The following is a 16,677-nucleotide window of genomic DNA, read 5'->3' on the forward strand; positions in this document are numbered from 1 at the left end:
CACGCGGTCGGCGCCGCCGGGTTCAGTCCCCAGCGGCGGCGGCCTCGTCGAGCAGCCAGAGCGTCTCGCGCCGCCCGTGCACGCCCCGGGCGGGGCACTCCTCGAGCGGCCCCGGCGTCCGGGCGGCCGCGACCGCTGCGGCCTTGGCGTCGCCGTCGACCAGGAACCAGACGGCCTCGGCCCGGTTCAGCGCCTCGAAGGTCAGGGAGACGCGGTCCGGCGGCGGCTTGGGCGAGTCGTGGACCGCGACCGTCTCCACCCCCGTCACGCGGAGGGCGGGTCGGCCGGGGAAGAGCGAGGCGACATGCCCGTCCGGACCGAGGCCGAGCATGACCAGGTCGAAGACCTCGGGGCCGTGGTCGCGGAGCTCGTCCGCGTAGGCCGAGGCGGCGGCCTCGGCATCGGCCACGTCGTCGGCCGACGGCACGACGTGGACCCGGGCGGGGTCGACCGGAACGTGGTCGAGCAGGGCGGTGGACGCCTGACGGGCGTTGCGCTCGTCGGAGCCCGCGGCGACGAACCGCTCGTCGCCCCACCACACGTGCACCCGGGCCCAGTCGACCCCGGTGTCGGTGCGTCGGGCGACCTCGCGGTGGACCAGGTCGGCGATCCCGCCGCCGGTGAGGACGAGGTGGGGGTCGCGCCCGTCGGCCTGCAGCTCCTCGATCCGGGCGAGGAGGCGGCTGGCCACCTCGCCGGCGAGCATCGCGGCGTCCTCCACGACGACGGTCTGGGGGTCGCTCATGCTGCTCCTCCGTGCTTCGTCAGGTGGGCCACGGTCTCGGCGTACACGTCGTCCTCGTCGAGCCGGCGCAGCTCCTCGGCCAGCAGCTCGTGCACGGGCCGCAGCGGCAGGGCGACCGGGCGGTCGGGGGCGCCCGGCGAGGAGACGGTGGCGTGCCGGCCGTCGGGGCGGACGATCCGGATCGCTCCCTGGCGCGTCTCCAGCACGACCTCGGTGATGCCGGGCCCCTGGGACCCGTGCCGGGCGACGTCGACGCGCAGGCGGTCGCCGAGCCACGCCGCCATGAGGTCGGCCGACGGGCTGATCCGCTCCGCGGTCACCGACGCCGCCGTGACCTTCGCCGGGAACTGGTCGAGGCTCGCGGCCAGCAGCGCGCGCCACGGGGTGAGCCGGGTCCACGCGAGGTCGGTGTTGCCCCGGGTGTAGGCGGCACACTGGTCGGCCAGGGCGCGCTGCCGGCCGCGGCTCACGGCCGCCGCGTCGGTGATCCGGCGCTGGGCCAGGGCCCCCAGCCGGTCGGCCGCGGGGTCGGCCGGCGGGTCGACCGGCCACCACACCGCCACGGGGGAGTCGGGGAGGAGGAGGGGAAGCACGACCGACTCGTCGTGGTGGACCACCTCGCCCGTGAGCCTGATCAGCGCGGTCTCACCGCTCCAGCCACCCCCGATGCCGACCCGGGCGTCGACCCGGGGCCGGCCCCGGGCGCTGCCCAGGATGACGCCCAGCACCCGGGCGGGGTGCTCCTGGCAGGCGCGCTTGGCATCCTTCATCGCCTGCTCCGCGTGGTCCTCGGGGGTGACGACGATGAGCGTCATCACCATGCCCATGGCCGGGCTCCCCGAGAGCGCCCGCTGGCGCATGAGCTCGGCCGAGATGGCCGCGGAGGTGGTCTGCTCGAGCTCGATCACGGTCGCCTCCAGCTCCGGCCCTCGCGGGCCAGCATCTCGTCGGCCGAGGGCGGGCCCCAGGTGCCGGACTCGTAGGGCTCCGGAGCCCCCTTGCGGGCCCAGTGCTCCAGCACCGGGTCGAGGATCTTCCAGGAGAGCTCGACCTCCTCGTGGCGCGGGAAGAGCGGGGGGTCGCCGAGCAGGACGTCGAGGATCAGCCGCTCGTAGGCTTCGGGGGAGGACTCGGTGAACGAGCCCCCGTAGGCGAAGTCCATCGAGACGTCCCGGATCTCCATCGAGGTGCCGGGGACCTTCGAGCCGAACCGGACGGTCAGGCCCTCGTCGGGCTGCACCCGGATCACCAGGGCGTTCTGCGTGAGCTCCTCGGTCGAGTGGTCGGAGAAGGGCAGGTGGGGTGCGGGCTTGAAGACGACCGCGACCTCGGTGACCCGGCGACCGAGCCGCTTGCCGGCCCGCAGGTAGAAGGGCACCCCCGCCCAGCGCCGGTTCTCCACGTGCAGGGTGACGGCGGCGTAGGTCTCGGTCGTGGAGTCCTGCGCGATGCCCTCCTCCTCCAGGAAGCCCTGCACTTTCTCGCCCCCGGCCCAGCCGGCGGCGTACTGGCCCCGGGCGGTGGAGCGGGCCAGCGAGCGGGGGAGCACCACCGAGGCGAGGAGCTTCTCCTTCTCGCGGCGCAGCGAGTCGGCGTCGAAGGAACGGGGCTCCTCCATGGCGACGAGCGCCATCAGCTGCAGCAGGTGGTTCTGGATGACGTCCCGGGCCGCGCCGATGCCGTCGTAGTAGCCGGCGCGGCCGCCGATCCCGATGTCCTCGGCCATGGTGATCTGCACGTGGTCGACGAAGTGGCTGTTCCACAGCGGCTCGAACATCGTGTTGGCGAAGCGCATCGCCAGGACGTTCTGCACGGTCTCCTTGCCGAGGTAGTGGTCGATCCGGAAGACCGATCCGGAGGGGAAGACCCCGGCGAGCACGTCGTTGAGCTCCCGCGCCGACTCCAGGTCGTGCCCGAAGGGCTTCTCGACCACGACCCGGCGCCAGGCGGTGTCGCTCTCGGCCAGCCCGTGCTCCTGCAGCTGGGAGACGACGCTCCCGAAGAGCCCGGGCGGGATGGCGAGGTAGAAGGCGTGGTTGCCGCCCGTGCCGCGTTCCTGGTCGAGCTGCTGGAGCGTGCTGCGCAGCAGGTCGAAGGCGACGTCGTCGTCGAACTCGCCGGGCACGAAGCGGAAGCCGTCTGCCAGCTGGTCCCAGACCTCCTGCCGGAACTCGGTCCGGGCGAACTCCTTGACGGCGTCCCGGACGATCTGCGCGAAGTCCTGGTCCTCCCACTCGCGACGCGCGAACCCGACCAGGCTGAACCCCGGGGGCAGCAGCCCGCGGTTCGCCAGGTCGTAGACCGCCGGCATGATCTTCTTGCGCGACAGGTCGCCTGTGACGCCGAAGAGGACCATGCTGCAGGGCCCTGCGATCCGGGGCAGGCGCCGGTCCCGTGGGTCGCGCAGCGGGTTGACCGGCCCCTCGCTCACGGTGCCGCCAGGAGGTCGACGAGGGCGGGGAGGTCGGCCGGCGAGGAGAGGTGGAGGCGGAGCACCGGCCGGCCCGCGTCGGCCAGCACGCGGCCGTCACCGACGGCCTGGGCGGTGAGGAACTCGTGGAAGGTGAAGGGCCGTCCCGGCACGGCCAGGTCGGCCTCGGGCTGGCAGGTCACCTGGAGGTAGACTCCCGTGGCGGGGCCGCCCTTGTGGTACTGCCCGGTCGAGTGCAGGAAGCGCGGACCCCAGCCGAACGTCACCGGGCGGCCCGTGCGCCGCGCGAGGGCGCCGCGCACCGGCAGCAGCGCGACGTCGCGGTGCCGGTCCAGGTAGGCCTGGACGGCGACGTAGCCGTGGTCGGGGTCCAGCCGTCCGAGCAGGGCGGCCACCGCCTCCGGCACGGTCGAGACCCCGTCGGGCAGCCACCCGGGGGAGGCCAGGACGGTCACCGCGCCGTCGGTGAAGGCGGGGGCGGGCGAGTCGTCGGAGCCGTCGAGCATCTCCCGCGCGGCGGCCTTGGCGCTCTCCACGTCGGGCTGGTCGAAGGGGTTGATCCCGATGACGCCGCCTGCCACGGCGGTCGCGAACTCCCACAGCAGCAGCTGCGCCCCCAGGGTGCCGTCGACGCGCGCCGACCACCCCGAGGCGGCCTCCGGCGCGGTACCGGGACCGTAGGTGACCACGACCGAGTCGGCCGTGGACGGCACGAGGTTGGGCTCGCCGTCGCCCACCACCACCGGGAGGATGCCCAGACCCTGCTTGCCGGTGGACTCCGCCACCAGCTGCTCGGCCCAGTCCCCGAGCCCCGGGTAGGGGGAGCCGGCGTCGGCCAGCACGAGCTTGTCGACGTCCCGGGTCGCGGTCAGCCCGAGCAGTCCGCCCAGGCGCAGCGCCGGGTTGGCCGGGTCGTCGGCGGCGAGGGCCGGACGCAGGGCGGCGGCCTCGTCGAGCAGGGCGCCCACGTCGGCGCCCGCGAGCCCGCTCGGCACCAGCCCGAAGGCGGTGAGGGCGGAGAACCGGCCGCCCACGTCGGGGTCGGCGCGGAAGACCCGGTAGCCCGCTCCGGTGGCGTCGTCGTCCAGGGGGGAGCCGGGGTCGGTGACCACGACGATGCGCTCGGCCGGGTCGACGCCCGCGTCGGTGAACGCCTTCTCGAAGGCGCGGCGCTGGCTGTCGGTCTCCACGGTCCCACCCGACTTGGAGCTCACCACCACCACCGTGCGCGCCAGGTCGGTCTCCACCGCCCGGCGGACGAAGTCTGGGTCGGAGGAGTCCACGACGACCAGCTCGACACCGGCCGCGGCGCAGATCACCTCGGGGGCCAGCGAGGAGCCGCCCATCCCGCAGAGGACCACGCGGTCCAGGCCGCGCCCGCCCAGGTCGGCCCGCAGGGCCTCGACCTCCGCGACGAGGGGCCGGGACGTCTCGGACAGGTCCACCCAGGCCAGCCGCTTGGCGGCCTCCTCCTCCGCGGCCTCGCCCCACAGCGTGTGGTCCCGCGCGGCCAGGCGGCTCGCGACCCGGCCGGCGACCAGGTCGCCGACGACGGCGTCGAACGCCTCGGGGTGGTCCAGGACGAGGTCGACGGTGACAGGTGCCTGCGCCCCCGGCCCGGTCACGCGCGGCCCGCCGCGTCGAGCTGGCCCCGCACCGTGTCGAGCAGCTCCTCCCAGGAGGCGACGAACTTGTCGACGCCCTCGCGCTCGAGGGTCGCGATCACGTCGTCGTAGTCGATCCCGGCCGCCGCGAGCGCCGCCATCGTGGCCTCCGCGTCGTCGTAGCGGGTGGTGACCTGGTCCCCGTCGACCGCGCCGTGGTCCGCGAAGGCCTGCATGGTCTTCTCGGGCATCGTGTTGACCGTGCCCGGCGCCACGAGGTCGGTCACGTACATCGTGTCGCGGTAGTCGGGGTTCTTGACGCCGGTGGAGGCCCACAACGGCCGCTGCTTCCGCGCCCCGGCGGCCTCGAGCGCGGACCAACGGTCCCCGGAGAAGAACTCCTCGTACGCCTTGAACGCCAGCCGGGCGTTGGCGACCCCGGCCCGCCCCTTGAGCGAGGCGTCGGCGCCCGCCTCGTCCAGCCGGGCGTCGACCTCGGTGTCGACCCGGGAGACGAAGAACGAGGCCACCGAGTGGATCCGCGAGAGGTCGTGGCCGTTCTCCCGCGCCCCCTCCAGGCCGGAGACGTAGGCCTCCATCACCTCGCGGTAGCGCTGCAGGCCGAAGATGAGGGTGACGTTGACGCTGATGCCCTCCGCCAGGACCGCGGAGATCGCCGGCCCGCCCTCGGTGGTCGCGGGGATCTTGACCAGCAGGTTGTCCCGGTCGATCTCGTGCCACAGCTCCTTCGCGGAGGCCACCGTGGCGTCGGTGTCGAACGCCAGGGTGGGGGAGACCTCGATGGAGACCCGCCCGTCGACGCCGTCGGTGGCCTCCCAGACCGGCCGCAGCACGTCGCACGCGTCGCGCACGTCGGCGGTGGTGAGCGCGAAGACGGTGCGCTCCACGTCGGTGCCGTCGGCGGCGAGCCGCCGCACGGCGTCGTCGTAGCGCTCGCCGTCGGCCAGGGCGGCGGCGAAGATGGACGGGTTGGTGGTCACCCCCGTGACGGAGGACTCCTTGACCAGGTCGGCGAGGTTGCCGGTCTCGAGACGCTCCCGGGAGAGGTCGTCGAGCCAGATCGACACCCCGGCCTCGGCCAGGGACTTCAGACGTTCGGACATGTGGTTGCCTCCGGTGTGGTCGCTGGTCGGTGCCGGGGTGTCGCGGGTCAGGCTCCCGCGGCGGCGATGCTGTCGAGCGCGGCCGTCACGACGGCCTGCGCGGTGATGCCGTACTCCTCGAACATGCGCGCGTGGTCGGCGCTGGCGCCGTACTCCTCGACCGAGACGACGCGGCCGGCGTCGCCGACCACGTCGCGCCAGCCCAGCCCGATCCCCGCCTCGACGCTCACCCGCGCCTTGACGATCGGGGGGATGACCTGGTCGCGGTAGGCCTGCGTCTGGGCGTTGAACCACTCCACGCACGGCATCGAGACCACGCGGGCCCGGACGCCCTGCTCGGCGAGGCGGGTGCGCGCCTCGACGGCGAGCTGGACCTCCGAGCCGGTGCCGACGAGGACGACGTCGGGCTGGCCGCCCTCGGCGTCCAGCAGGACGTAGCCGCCCTTGGCGACGTCGTCGGTGCCGGCCCAGCGCTCGCCGGTCTCCGCGTCCTCCCCGCGGGGGAACGTCGGGACGTTCTGCCGCGACAGGCACAGGCCGGCCGGGCGGTCGGTGTGCTCGAGCACGGCCTTCCACGCTGCGGCGGTCTCGTTGGCGTCGGCGGGCCGCACCACGTCGAGACCCGGGATCGCCCGCAGGGCGGCGAGGTGCTCGACCGGCTGGTGGGTCGGGCCGTCCTCGCCCAGGCCGATCGAGTCGTGGGTCCAGACGTAGATGGTCGGGGCCTGCATGAGCGCCGCCAGGCGCACCGAGGGACGCATGTAGTCGGAGAACTGCAGGAAGGTCCCGCCGAAGACGCGGGTGCCCCCGTGCAGGGTGATCCCGTTCATGATGGCGCCCATGGCGTGCTCGCGGATCCCGAAGTGGAGCACCCGCCCGTAGGGGTTCCCGGTCCAGGTGCTGGTGCTGTGCTCGACCGGGATGAACGACTCGGCGCCCTTGATCGTGGTGTTGTTGGACTCCGCGAGGTCGGCCGAGCCGCCCCAGAGCTCGGGGAGGACGTCGGCGATCGCGTTGATCACCTCGCCGGACGCCTTGCGGGTCGCGACGCCCTTGGCGTCGGCCTCCCAGGTCGGGAGGCTGTCGGCCCACCCGTCGGGCAGCGCCCGCGCCTTCACCCGGTGCAGCAGGGCCGCGCGCTCGGGGTTGGCCTCGGCCCACTCGGCGTACCGGGCGTCCCATGCCTCACCGGCGGCCTTGCCGCGCTCGAGCGCCTGACGCGTGTGGGCGATCACCTCGTCGGGGACCTCGAAGGTCCTCGCCGGGTCGAAGCCCAGGATCTCCTTGGTCGCCGCGACCTCGTCCGCGCCCAGCGCGGAGCCGTGCGAGGCGCCGGTGCCGCGGGCGTGGGGGGCGGGCCAGGCGATCTCGGTGCGCAGCCGGATGAACGAGGGGCGGTCGGTGACCGCGCGGGCGGCGGCCAGGGCGGCGTGCAGCGCCTCGACGTCCTCGGTGTAGGAGTCGGGGTCGCTCCGGTCGCCCGCCCAGTCGACGGTCTGGACGTGCCAGCCGTAGGCCTCGTAGCGTGCGGCGACGTCCTCGGTGAAGGCGACGTCGGTGTCGTCCTCGATCGAGATCTGGTTGTCGTCCCAGATCAGGGTCAGGTTGCCCAGCTGCTGGTGGCCGGCGATCGAGGACGCCTCGGCCGAGACGCCCTCCTGCAGGTCGCCGTCGGAGGCCAGGCAGTAGACGTGGTGGTCGAAGAGGGACTCGCCCGGGGCGGCGTCGGGGTCCAGCATCCCGCGCTGGCGGCGGGCGGCCATCGCCATGCCGACCGCGTTGGCGACCCCCTGGCCCAGGGGGCCGGTGGTGGTCTCGACGCCCGCGGTGTGCCCGAACTCGGGGTGGCCGGGGGTCTTGGAGCCCCAGGTGCGCAGCGCCTTGATGTCGTCGAGCTCGAGGCCGAAGCCGGCCAGGTAGAGCTGGATGTAGAGGGTGAGGCTGGTGTGCCCGCAGGAGAGGATGAAGCGGTCGCGGGCGATCCAGTCGGGGTCGGCCGGGTCGTGCCGCATCACCTTCTGGAAGAGCAGGTAGGCCACCGGGGCCAGGCTCATCGCGGTGCCCGGGTGTCCGTTGCCCACCTTCTGCACCGCGTCCATCGCGAGCACCCGGACCGTGTCCACGGCCCTCCGGTCGGTCTCGGTCCACTCCAGCGCGGAGGACCCCTTGGTCGGTGTGGTCACGTGCATCCCTTCACGAGCTCGTTCTGCGTCGACAGCCGAGGACGAGCCTACTCAGCGGGCGGGATAGACTCGACGTCGCCCGTACCCCACTCCTCCGAGGTTCATCTCCGTGACGTACGTCGGCCACTCGGCCTCCGCCGAGCAGTCCGGACCCCCAGCGACCGACGGCGTCACCGCCGGCGGTGCTGCCGCCGACGGCTCCGGGGACCCCGCCGCCCGCCCGGACCCGGGTGCACCGGCGGAGACCGAGCAGGTGGGCTGGAAGGACGTCGTCGCGGCCTACGTCCAGCTGACCAAGCCCCGCGTCATCGAGCTGCTGCTGCTGACCACGGTGCCGGTGATGTTCTTCGCCGCCCGCGGGGTGCCGCCGCTCGGCCTGGTCCTGGCCACCGTCGTCGGCGGGGCTCTCAGCGCCGGCTCCGCGTCGACCTACAACTGCGTCTACGACCGCGACATCGACGAGCAGATGCGGCGCACGCGGCGACGGGCGCTGCCGCGGCACGTGGTGACGCCCCGGGCGGCGCTGGTCTTCGCCACCGTCCTGGCCGTGCTGTCCACCGTCGTGCTCGCCACGTGGGTCAACTGGCTCTCGGCCGGTCTCTCGCTGCTCGCCAACGCTTTCTACGTGTTCGTCTACACGATGGTGCTCAAGCGCCGGACCACCCAGAACATCGTGTGGGGCGGCATCGCCGGCTGCTTCCCGACGATGATCGGCTGGACGGCGGTGACGGGCGAGCTGGCGTGGGCCCCGGTGGTGCTCTTCATGGTCGTCTTCTTCTGGACCCCGCCGCACACCTGGGCCCTGGCGCTGCGCTACCGCGAGGACTACGCGCAGGTCGACGTCCCGATGCTCCCGGTGGTCAAGCCGGCCGCCGAGGTGGGCCGCCAGATCGTGCTCTACAGCTGGGTCATGGTCGCCACCTCGCTGCTCCTGTGGCCCGTCGCCGGGACGGGCCCGGTCTACCCCGTGGTCGCCGTGGTCCTCGGCGCGGTCTTCCTGGTCGAGGCGCACCGCATGTGGGGCCGGGCCAAGGCGTCGGACCGGTTGGTGGACATCGCGCCGATGCGCCTGTTCCACAACTCGAACCTCTACCTGTCGCTGCTCTTCGTCGCGGTGGCGCTCGACCCGCTGCTCGGCTGACGGGCGGGGGAGTCAGGCCCCCAGGCGGGTGGCCGGCTCCGACTGCGGGCCGGCGTCGGGGTCCGGCTCGGCCGCGCTGCGGTGCGGCAGCACCGCGAGGGTCACGCGGGCGAGGCCAGCGGCGAGGAGGCCGGCGCCCAGCATGTGCAGGGCGACCAGCGCGATCGGCAGGTCCAGCCAGTACTGCACCCAGCCCAGGACGCCCTGCGCGAGCTCGATCGCGAGGACCAGCCCGGTGACCAGTGTCAGCCACCGGTTGCCGTCCCGCCACGCGACGACCAGCAGCGCGACGGTCAGCGCGACCAGCACGTAGACCGACACGGCGTGCACCTGCGAGGCCGTGGCGGGGTCGAGGCCGTTGCGCCGGGCGTGGTCGTCGCCGGCGTGCGGCCCGGCGCCGGTGACGACGGTGCCGAGGTAGAGCACCACCCAGCCGGAGGCCAGCGTGGCGAGGGCGAGGATCCGCTGGCGGCGCGGGGCCGCGGGGCGGTCGGGGCTGCGCAGCTCGTCGAGCAGCGCGACGCAGACCATGATGATGAGCATCGACAGCAGGAAGTGCCCGGAGACGACCCAGGGGTTGAGGTCGGTGAGCACCGTGATCCCGCCGAGCACCGCCTGCAGCGGGATCGACAGGCCGACGACGAAGGCGAGCCGGGTCGCCCGGCGCTGCCCGGCGCCCAGGGCGGCCAGGAAGGTCAGCACGGCCACGGCGGCCAGGACGAAGGTGAGCAGCCGGTTGCCGAACTCGATCGCCCCGTGCATGCCGAGCTCGCCGTGGGCCACGTAGGACTCGTCGGTGCAGCGCGGCCAGGTGGGGCAGCCGAGCCCCGAGCCGGTCAGCCGGACGGCGGCGCCGGTGACGACGATGCCGATGTTGGCCAGCAGGTTGGCGATCGCCAGGGGCCACAGCCACCGCGCGAGACGGCCGAGGGTCATCTGCTCACTCCCACTTGAAGGTGCGTGCGGTGGTGACGGCGCCGACGGCCGTCCAGGCCACCAGGACCAGCATGGCGGAGGCGTCCACGCGGCCGTCGAGGAGGGCGGCGCGGACGCCCTCGCCCAGCGCCCCGGAGGGGAGCCAGGCGGCCGCGGTGCCGAAGCCGCCGTACGTGGAGGCGGGCAGCAGCACGGCCCCGCCCGTCATCAGGAGGAGGTAGACGAGGTTGGCCACCGCCAGCGTCGCCTCGGCCCGCAGGGTGCCCGCGACCACGAGCCCCAGGGCGGTGAAGGCGGCCGAGCCCAGCAGCAGGCAGAGCAGCGCGGCCCACCAGCGCGAGGTGTCGGGCTCCCAGCCGGCCGTCAGCGCCACGCCGGTCAGCACCACGAGCTGCACGGCCTGGACCAGCAGGACCGCACCGACCTTGCCCAGGAGGAGGCCGTGCCGCGGCAGCGGGGAGGCGCCCAGCCGCTTGATCAGGCCGTAGCGCCGCTCGAAGCCGGTGGCGATCGCGACCGAGGTGAAGGACGTCGACATCACCGCGAGGGCCAGCACGCCCGGCGCGAGGACGTCGATGACGGGGCGGTCGAAGCCGAGGTCGAACCGGTCCGCGGCCCGGACACCGCCGACCAGGACGAGGACGGGGACCACGAGGGCGAGCAGGAGCTGCTCGCCGTTGCGCAGCATGAGGCGGGACTCCATGCGGGCCTGGGCGACCACCTGGCGCCAGAGCGGCGCGGCGCCCGGCGACGGGCGCAGGTCGAGGGCGTTCATCCGCCCAGCCCGTGGCCGGTGAGCTCGAGGAAGACGTCCTCGAGGGTGCGACGCCCGAGCGCCAGCGACTCCGGCAGCACCCCGTGGGCCTCGCACCAGCGCGAGACCACGCCGAGGGTCGAGGAGTCGGCGGTCCCGGAGACGAGCATGCTCACGGCGTCCAGCTGCCGCACCTCGGTGGCGGGGCCCAGCTCGGCCTGGAGGGACTCGGGGGCGCCGTCGGGGAACGGGCGCGTCACCACGAGCCGGATCGTGGTGCGGCCGCCGCCCCGGGTGAGCTCCAGCGGGCTGCCGGAGGTCAGCAGCCGGCCCCGGTCGACGATGTGCACCTGGTCGGCGAGCCGCTCCGCCTCCTCCATGTAGTGGGTGGTGAGCACGACGGTGACCCCCTGGGAGCGCAGCTCGTCGAGCAGCTCCCAGGTGCTCCGGCGCGCCTGCGGGTCCATCCCGGCGGTGGGCTCGTCGACGAAGACGAGCTCGGGCCGGCCGACGAACGCCATGGCGAGGCCGAGCCGCTGCTGCTGGCCGCCCGAGAGCCTGCGGTACGGGGTCCGGCCGCAGTCGCCGAGCCCGACGCGCTCGGCCAGGGCGTCGACGTCGAGGGGGTCGGCGTGCAGGGTCGCGACGTGCCGCAGCATCTCCATCGCGCGGACGCCCGACCAGGCACCCCCCGCCTGCAGCATCACGCCGATCCGGGGCAGCAGCTCCCGCCGTTCGCGGACCGGGTCCAGGCCGAGGACCCGCACCCGCCCCGCCTGCGGGCGGCGGTAGCCCTCGCAGGTCTCGAGGGTGGTCGTCTTGCCTGCTCCGTTGGGTCCGAGGACCGCCGTGACCGAGCCGCGCTCGACCCGCAGGGAGAGACCGTCGACCGCGACCTTGTCGCCGTACCTCATGACCAGTCCGTCGACCTCGACGGCGGGGGAGGAGGTGGGCACCCGCACAGTCTAGGAACCGTCCGCGCGCCCGGTGACCCGCGGGTCACCGGCGCAGCAGCTCGGCGAGCACCTCGGGCTCGTCGCTGATGATGCCGGTGACCCCGCGCGCCTGCATCGTGTCGAGCGACGCGAGGTCGTTGACCGGCCAGGTCATCACCACCTCGGTGCGGGCCGCGAGGCGCGTGACCGTGGCCGGGTCCAGCAGGTCGCGGTGGACCGACACGCCGTGCACGGCCGGGCCGTCCTCCAGGCGGCGGTGCAGGAGTGCGAGCTCGGCGCGGTTGCGCGCCGACAGCACGGGCCGCACCCACGGCAGCGTCGCCGCAGCCGCCACCGACGGCCAGTGCCGTCCGCAGGCCAGCACCGGAGACCCGGGAGCGACCTCGTGGAGCAGCCGCGCCACGGCCACGCCGGCCCCGGTGCGGCGACCCTTGAGGTCCAGCATGAACGTGGTGCCGTGGCGTCCCGCGTCCAGGAGCTCGGCGAGGCCCAGGCGGGGTGCCCGGGCCGAGGCCAGCTCCCACCGGTCCCACAGGAAGGGCAGCGGTCCCGCGGTCTTGAGGTGCCTGACCTCCAGCCGCCCGCGGTGGTGGTGCACGTCGCACTCGACCACGTCGACGCCGAGCTCGTGGGCGGCGCGGAGACCGGCCAGCGAGTTGCCTGCCCGGTGTGCCACCGCCAGCGGCCTCATGCGAGCACCTCCGGGGGGTGGGCGACCGCGGCCCGTCGTCGGCGGCGACGGTCGAGCCGCAGGGCCACGGCGTGCCCGACGAGGGACAGGGCGACCCCGGCGACGACGTCGAGGACGAAGTGGTTGGCGGTGGCGACGACCGCGAAGCCCATCAGCACCGGCATGGCGAAGCCGACCACCCGCAGCCACAGCGCCGAGGCCGCGGTGACGATGGCGATCCCCACCAGCAGGTCCCAGCCCGAGTGCAGGCTCGGCATCGCGGCGTACTGGTTGGTGAAGGCGGGCGGCTGCAGGACCCGGTAGGACCGGGACTCCTCGGTGACGGTGTCGACCATCCCCAGGTCGAGCAGACGCGGGGGAGCGACCGGGTGCAGCGCGAAGACCACCATCCCCACGGCGCCGGAGACCAGCATCCCGTCGCGCAGGCGGAGGAAGACGTGCCGGTGCTCGACGGCGAGCCAGACCATGGTCGCGGCGATGACCGGCCAGTGGCCCCAGATGTAGATCCAGTTGGCGACGGTCCGCAGCGAGTCCGAGGGGGCGAGGAGGTCCTGCAGCGCGCCCTCGACGTGCAGCCCCAGCGCGCGCTCGAGGGCGACGAGGTCGTGGGCGTTCGCCCTGGCCGCCTCGGCCGAGCCCTCGGTGAGGCCCCGGACCGAGAAGTAGACGAGGACGCCGAGGGTCACCCAGCCGGCCTGCCGGGCCACCCAGAGCATCGAGGAGCGCGTCACGGGCCGTTCCGCCCGCACGGTGCCGTCAGGTGCTCGGCCATGCTCGTCTCCCCGCTGCCTCCTGCCATGGTGGAGGAAGCGGCGGCCGAGGGCCACCCCGGACGACCCTGAGGTCTCCCCGGTCCGGGCCCGGGGCGGCTCAGGCCAGCGCGGCGCGGTGCTCGCGTCGGGTGCGGAACAGGCTGGAGCCGCCGAGCAGCAGCGCGGGCAGCCACGCCACGGCGGCCTTCATCGCCACGGCCGCCGCTGCCGCGAGCAGCGGGATCCCGAGGGCGACGAGGGCCACGACGAGGGCGGCGTCCCGCGGGCTGGCGCCGTGCGGACCGGGCAGGGCCCCGGCCACCTGGCTGGCGCCGAAGGCCCCCAGGACGGTGAGCGGGTCCAGGACGTGCCCCGTCGCGGCGAGCGTGCCCAGCAGCAGGGCGGCGATGGAGAGCTGGTAGCCGGCCGACAGGGCCAGGCCCTGTACCAGTCGCCGGGGGGCCGGCAGCGCGGGGCGCCCGGGCAGCCAGTCGGGGCGGAGCCGCCGCACGACCAGCAGGCCCAGCAGCGCCGCGGCACCGAGACCGGCGGCGGGGATCAGCAGGTCGAGGGGCAGCGTGGTGCCGGCGAAACCCACGAAGAGTGCGAGGCCGAGGGCGCCGACCATGCGGTCCGCCGTGACGCTGACCACCGCGGCGCTCCGGTCGAGGCCGCTGCCGGTGAGGCGTTTGAGGCGCCACAGGTCCGCGCCGACGTGCCCCGGGGTGAGCAGGCCGACCAGCTCGGACTCGGCGTAGGCCCGCAGGTGCCACCAGCGCCCGAGGCGCGCGTCGGTGAGGGCGTGCCAGCGCAGCGGGCAGAGCACGTACTTGCCGACCACCCACGGGACGAGGCCGACCAGGACGGGCCAGAGGGCGACACGAGGGAGCGAGGGGAGCGTGAGCAGCGGCACCGTCACGGCGGCGACGACGCCGAGGACCAGCGCGGTCCGGCTGTGGGCGGCGCGGCGCAGCGAGTCACGGGCAGGCAGCCGGGGGCGCCGGCGGGGGCGCAGCGGCACGGGGGGCACGGGTGGACGTTCCTCCAAGGGCGCGGGGCGGGCGCGGGCGGCGGCCGTCGCCGTCGACGGCCGGGCGTTGCGCCTGGGTCAACAAGAGTGCCACGCGCGTGTGCCTCATCACGAATCGGAGCGCGGCAACGGCGTGGTGGCCGTCACTTAGGGTGACCTTCATTGAAAGCGGTCGTGCATTAAAGTAACAATTGCGTTGTGGAATTCGCCCCCGCTCCTGCCCCCGCGCCTGCCGGCGTGGCGGACGCCCCCACCCGGGGGCGCGTGGCGAGGTCGATCCTGGAGAACGGCCCGTCCACGGCGGCAGCGCTCGCCGACCGGCTCGGGCTCACGGCGGCCGCCGTGCGGCGCCACCTCGACCACCTGGTCGCGGAGGGTGTCGTGGAGTCCAGGCTGCCGAGGTCGGCCGACCGGCGCGGGCGGGGAAGACCTGCGCGCGTCTTCGTGTTGACCCCGGGTGGCCGCGACCAGTTCGACCAGCAGTACGACGACCTCGCCGCCCAGGCGCTCCGCTACCTCGCGGAGACCGGGGGGGACGAGGCGGTCCTCGACTTCGCCCGTCGTCGCGCCGCCTTCATCGGGCGGGACTACGAGGCGGTGGTCACCGCCGAGCCCGACCTGAGCCCGGCGGAGGCGCTCGCCCGGGTCTTCTCGGCCGAGGGGTACGCCGCCAACGTGCGGGAGCTGCCGGTGGCCGGGGCGGTCGACCAGCTCTGCCAGCAGCACTGCCCGGTGGCCCACGTGGCCCACGAGTTCCCCCAGCTGTGCGAGGCCGAGACCGAGGCGATCAGCCAGGTCCTCGGCACCCACGTCCAGAGGCTTGCCACCATCGCGCACGGCGACGGTGTCTGCACGACCTGCATCCCGAAGAGCAAGGAAGGCTGAATCAATGACCTCCATCGAGGAGCTCAACCCCGAGCTGAAGGGCATCGGGCGGTACGAGTTCGGCTGGGCCGACCGCGACGAGGCCGGTTCGGTCGCCAAGCGAGGGCTCAACGAGGACGTCGTGCGCGACATCTCGGAGAAGAAGTCCGAGCCGCAGTGGATGCTCGACCTCCGGATGAAGGGCCTCAAGCTCTTCCACCGCAAGCCCATGCCGACCTGGGGCTCCGACCTGTCGACGATCGACTTCGACAACATCAAGTACTTCGTCCGCTCCAGCGAGAAGCAGGCCACCTCCTGGGAGGACCTGCCGGAGGACATCAAGAACACCTACGACAAGCTCGGCATCCCCGAGGCGGAGAAGCAGCGCCTCGTCGCCGGCGTCGCCGCGCAGTACGAGTCCGAGGTCGTCTACCACTCGATCCGCGAGGACCTCGAGCAGCAGGGCGTCATCTTCGTCGACACCGACACCGCGCTGAAGGAGCACGAGGAGCTCTTCAAGGAGTACTTCGGCACCGTCATCCCGGTCGGCGACAACAAGTTCGCCGCCCTCAACACCTCCGTGTGGTCCGGCGGCTCGTTCATCTACGTGCCGAAGGGCGTCCACGTCGACATCCCGCTGCAGGCCTACTTCCGGATCAACACCGAGAACATGGGCCAGTTCGAGCGGACGCTGATCATCGCCGACGAGGACTCCTACGTGCACTACGTCGAGGGCTGCACGGCGCCGATCTACAGCTCCGACTCGCTGCACTCGGCCGTCGTCGAGATCGTCGTGAAGAAGGGCGCCCGCGTGCGCTACACGACCATCCAGAACTGGTCCAACAACGTCTACAACCTCGTGACGAAGCGGGCCACCTGCGAGGCCGGCGCCACGATGGAGTGGGTCGACGGCAACATCGGCTCCAAGGTGACGATGAAGTACCCCGCCGTCTACCTGATGGGCGAGCACGCGAAGGGCGAGACCCTGTCGATCGCCTTCGCGGGCGAGGGCCAGCACCAGGACGCGGGCGCCAAGATGGTGCACGCCGCGCCGAACACCTCGAGCTCGATCCTGAGCAAGTCGGTGGCCCGCGGCGGCGGGCGGACGTCGTACCGCGGCCTGATCCAGGTCAACGAGGGCGCCCACGGCTCGAAGTCCAACGTGCTCTGCGACGCCCTGCTGGTCGACCAGATCTCGCGCTCGGACACCTACCCCTACGTCGACATCCGCGAGGACGACGTGTCGATGGGCCACGAGGCCAGCGTCTCGAAGGTCTCCGACGACCAGCTCTTCTACCTCATGTCCCGCGGGATGGAGGAGGACGAGGCCATGGCGATGATCGTGCGCGGCTTCGTCGAGCCGATCGCCAAGGAGCTCCCCATGGAGTACGCCCTGGAGCTGAACCGCCTGATCGAGCTGCAGATGGAGGGCGCGGTCGGCTGACCGCCCCGCCCCGCTCCGCCCG

General features: G+C 73.6%; 15 protein-coding genes. 3 read left to right on the forward strand and 12 right to left on the reverse strand.

The window, feature by feature from the left end; translation table 11 throughout:
• Nucleotides 1-22 precede the first annotated feature (22 nt).
• Genes pgl through tkt form a run of 6 tightly spaced genes read right to left on the reverse strand, consistent with a single transcriptional unit; the run spans nucleotide 23 to nucleotide 8,087 of the window.
• Nucleotides 23-745: a 6-phosphogluconolactonase gene (pgl, locus tag DNK53_RS16115; protein ID WP_110183350.1), complete on the reverse strand. Its 723-nt coding sequence runs from the start codon at nucleotides 743-745 to the stop codon at nucleotides 23-25.
• On the reverse strand, nucleotides 742-1,653 hold the full coding sequence (locus DNK53_RS16120) for a glucose-6-phosphate dehydrogenase assembly protein OpcA (RefSeq protein ID WP_110183351.1): 912 nt from the start codon (nucleotides 1,651-1,653) through the stop codon (nucleotides 742-744). The genes pgl and DNK53_RS16120 overlap by 4 nt, the downstream gene beginning before the upstream one ends.
• On the reverse strand, nucleotides 1,650-3,176 hold the full coding sequence (gene zwf, locus DNK53_RS16125; RefSeq protein WP_110183352.1) for a glucose-6-phosphate dehydrogenase: 1,527 nt from the start codon (nucleotides 3,174-3,176) through the stop codon (nucleotides 1,650-1,652). The genes DNK53_RS16120 and zwf overlap by 4 nt, the downstream gene beginning before the upstream one ends.
• The gene (locus tag DNK53_RS16130; RefSeq protein ID WP_239456595.1) at nucleotides 3,173-4,801 is read right to left on the reverse strand and encodes a glucose-6-phosphate isomerase; all 1,629 of its coding nucleotides are present in this window, start codon (nucleotides 4,799-4,801) and stop codon (nucleotides 3,173-3,175) included. The genes zwf and DNK53_RS16130 overlap by 4 nt, the downstream gene beginning before the upstream one ends.
• On the reverse strand, nucleotides 4,798-5,904 hold the full coding sequence (tal, locus tag DNK53_RS16135; protein WP_110183353.1) for a transaldolase: 1,107 nt from the start codon (nucleotides 5,902-5,904) through the stop codon (nucleotides 4,798-4,800). Before tal ends, DNK53_RS16130 begins: the two co-directional genes overlap by 4 nt.
• Before the next feature lie 47 nt (nucleotides 5,905-5,951).
• On the reverse strand, nucleotides 5,952-8,087 hold the full coding sequence (gene tkt, locus DNK53_RS16140; protein ID WP_275425764.1) for a transketolase: 2,136 nt from the start codon (nucleotides 8,085-8,087) through the stop codon (nucleotides 5,952-5,954).
• Between the two features lie 253 nt (nucleotides 8,088-8,340).
• Between tkt and DNK53_RS16145 the strand changes: the two genes are divergently transcribed.
• Entirely contained in the window at nucleotides 8,341-9,228 is an 888-nt protein-coding gene (locus tag DNK53_RS16145) for a heme o synthase (protein ID WP_110183572.1), read from the forward strand.
• Between the two features lie 12 nt (nucleotides 9,229-9,240).
• On the opposite strand, the gene DNK53_RS16150 is transcribed toward DNK53_RS16145, so the two are convergent.
• The 6 genes from DNK53_RS16150 to DNK53_RS16175 all read right to left on the reverse strand — a co-directional run bounded on the left by DNK53_RS16150 (nucleotide 9,241) and on the right by DNK53_RS16175 (nucleotide 14,347).
• Nucleotides 9,241-10,164 carry a COX15/CtaA family protein gene (locus tag DNK53_RS16150; protein ID WP_110183355.1) on the reverse strand — a complete coding sequence of 308 codons (924 nt, stop codon included), beginning with the start codon at nucleotides 10,162-10,164 and terminating at the stop codon, nucleotides 9,241-9,243.
• A 4-nt stretch (nucleotides 10,165-10,168) separates the two neighbouring features.
• A complete protein-coding gene (locus DNK53_RS16155; protein WP_110183356.1) occupies nucleotides 10,169-10,939 on the reverse strand; it encodes an ABC transporter permease in 771 nt (256 codons plus the stop codon).
• Nucleotides 10,936-11,874: an ABC transporter ATP-binding protein gene (locus tag DNK53_RS16160; RefSeq protein WP_239456596.1), complete on the reverse strand. Its 939-nt coding sequence runs from the start codon at nucleotides 11,872-11,874 to the stop codon at nucleotides 10,936-10,938. The genes DNK53_RS16155 and DNK53_RS16160 overlap by 4 nt, the downstream gene beginning before the upstream one ends.
• A 43-nt stretch (nucleotides 11,875-11,917) precedes the next feature.
• Nucleotides 11,918-12,565: a glycerophosphodiester phosphodiesterase gene (locus tag DNK53_RS16165; protein WP_110183357.1), complete on the reverse strand. Its 648-nt coding sequence runs from the start codon at nucleotides 12,563-12,565 to the stop codon at nucleotides 11,918-11,920.
• A complete protein-coding gene (locus DNK53_RS16170) occupies nucleotides 12,562-13,296 on the reverse strand; it encodes a phosphatase PAP2 family protein (protein ID WP_239456597.1) in 735 nt (244 codons plus the stop codon). Before DNK53_RS16170 ends, DNK53_RS16165 begins: the two co-directional genes overlap by 4 nt.
• Nucleotides 13,297-13,435: 139 nt before the next feature.
• Complete coding sequence (locus tag DNK53_RS16175) at nucleotides 13,436-14,347, reverse strand: lysylphosphatidylglycerol synthase domain-containing protein (RefSeq protein WP_162599987.1); 912 nt, start codon at nucleotides 14,345-14,347, stop codon at nucleotides 13,436-13,438.
• A gap of 198 nt (nucleotides 14,348-14,545) precedes the next feature.
• Between DNK53_RS16175 and DNK53_RS16180 the strand changes: the two genes are divergently transcribed.
• Together DNK53_RS16180 and sufB are read left to right on the forward strand one after the other, a co-directional pair.
• Nucleotides 14,546-15,232 carry a helix-turn-helix transcriptional regulator gene (locus DNK53_RS16180; protein ID WP_110183359.1) on the forward strand — a complete coding sequence of 229 codons (687 nt, stop codon included), beginning with the start codon at nucleotides 14,546-14,548 and terminating at the stop codon, nucleotides 15,230-15,232.
• 4 nt (nucleotides 15,233-15,236) lie between these two features.
• Complete coding sequence (gene sufB / locus DNK53_RS16185) at nucleotides 15,237-16,655, forward strand: Fe-S cluster assembly protein SufB (protein ID WP_110183360.1); 1,419 nt, start codon at nucleotides 15,237-15,239, stop codon at nucleotides 16,653-16,655.
• Nucleotides 16,656-16,677: the final 22 nt, after the last annotated feature.

Source organism: Nocardioides solisilvae, from assembly GCF_003194625.1.
Classification (GTDB): domain Bacteria; phylum Actinomycetota; class Actinomycetes; order Propionibacteriales; family Nocardioidaceae; genus Nocardioides; species Nocardioides solisilvae.

Excerpts from the sequence above, each read along its gene's own strand:
- pgl (WP_110183350.1), bottom strand. The coding sequence starts at position 745 with ATGAGCGACCCCCAGACCGTCGTCGTGGAGGACGCCGCGATGCTCGCC.
- tal (WP_110183353.1), bottom strand. The coding sequence starts at position 5,904 with ATGTCCGAACGTCTGAAGTCCCTGGCCGAGGCCGGGGTGTCGATCTGG.
- DNK53_RS16150 (WP_110183355.1), bottom strand. The coding sequence starts at position 10,164 with ATGACCCTCGGCCGTCTCGCGCGGTGGCTGTGGCCCCTGGCGATCGCC.
- DNK53_RS16155 (WP_110183356.1), bottom strand. The coding sequence starts at position 10,939 with ATGAACGCCCTCGACCTGCGCCCGTCGCCGGGCGCCGCGCCGCTCTGG.
- DNK53_RS16165 (WP_110183357.1), bottom strand. The coding sequence starts at position 12,565 with ATGAGGCCGCTGGCGGTGGCACACCGGGCAGGCAACTCGCTGGCCGGT.
- sufB (WP_110183360.1), top strand. The coding sequence starts at position 15,237 with ATGACCTCCATCGAGGAGCTCAACCCCGAGCTGAAGGGCATCGGGCGG.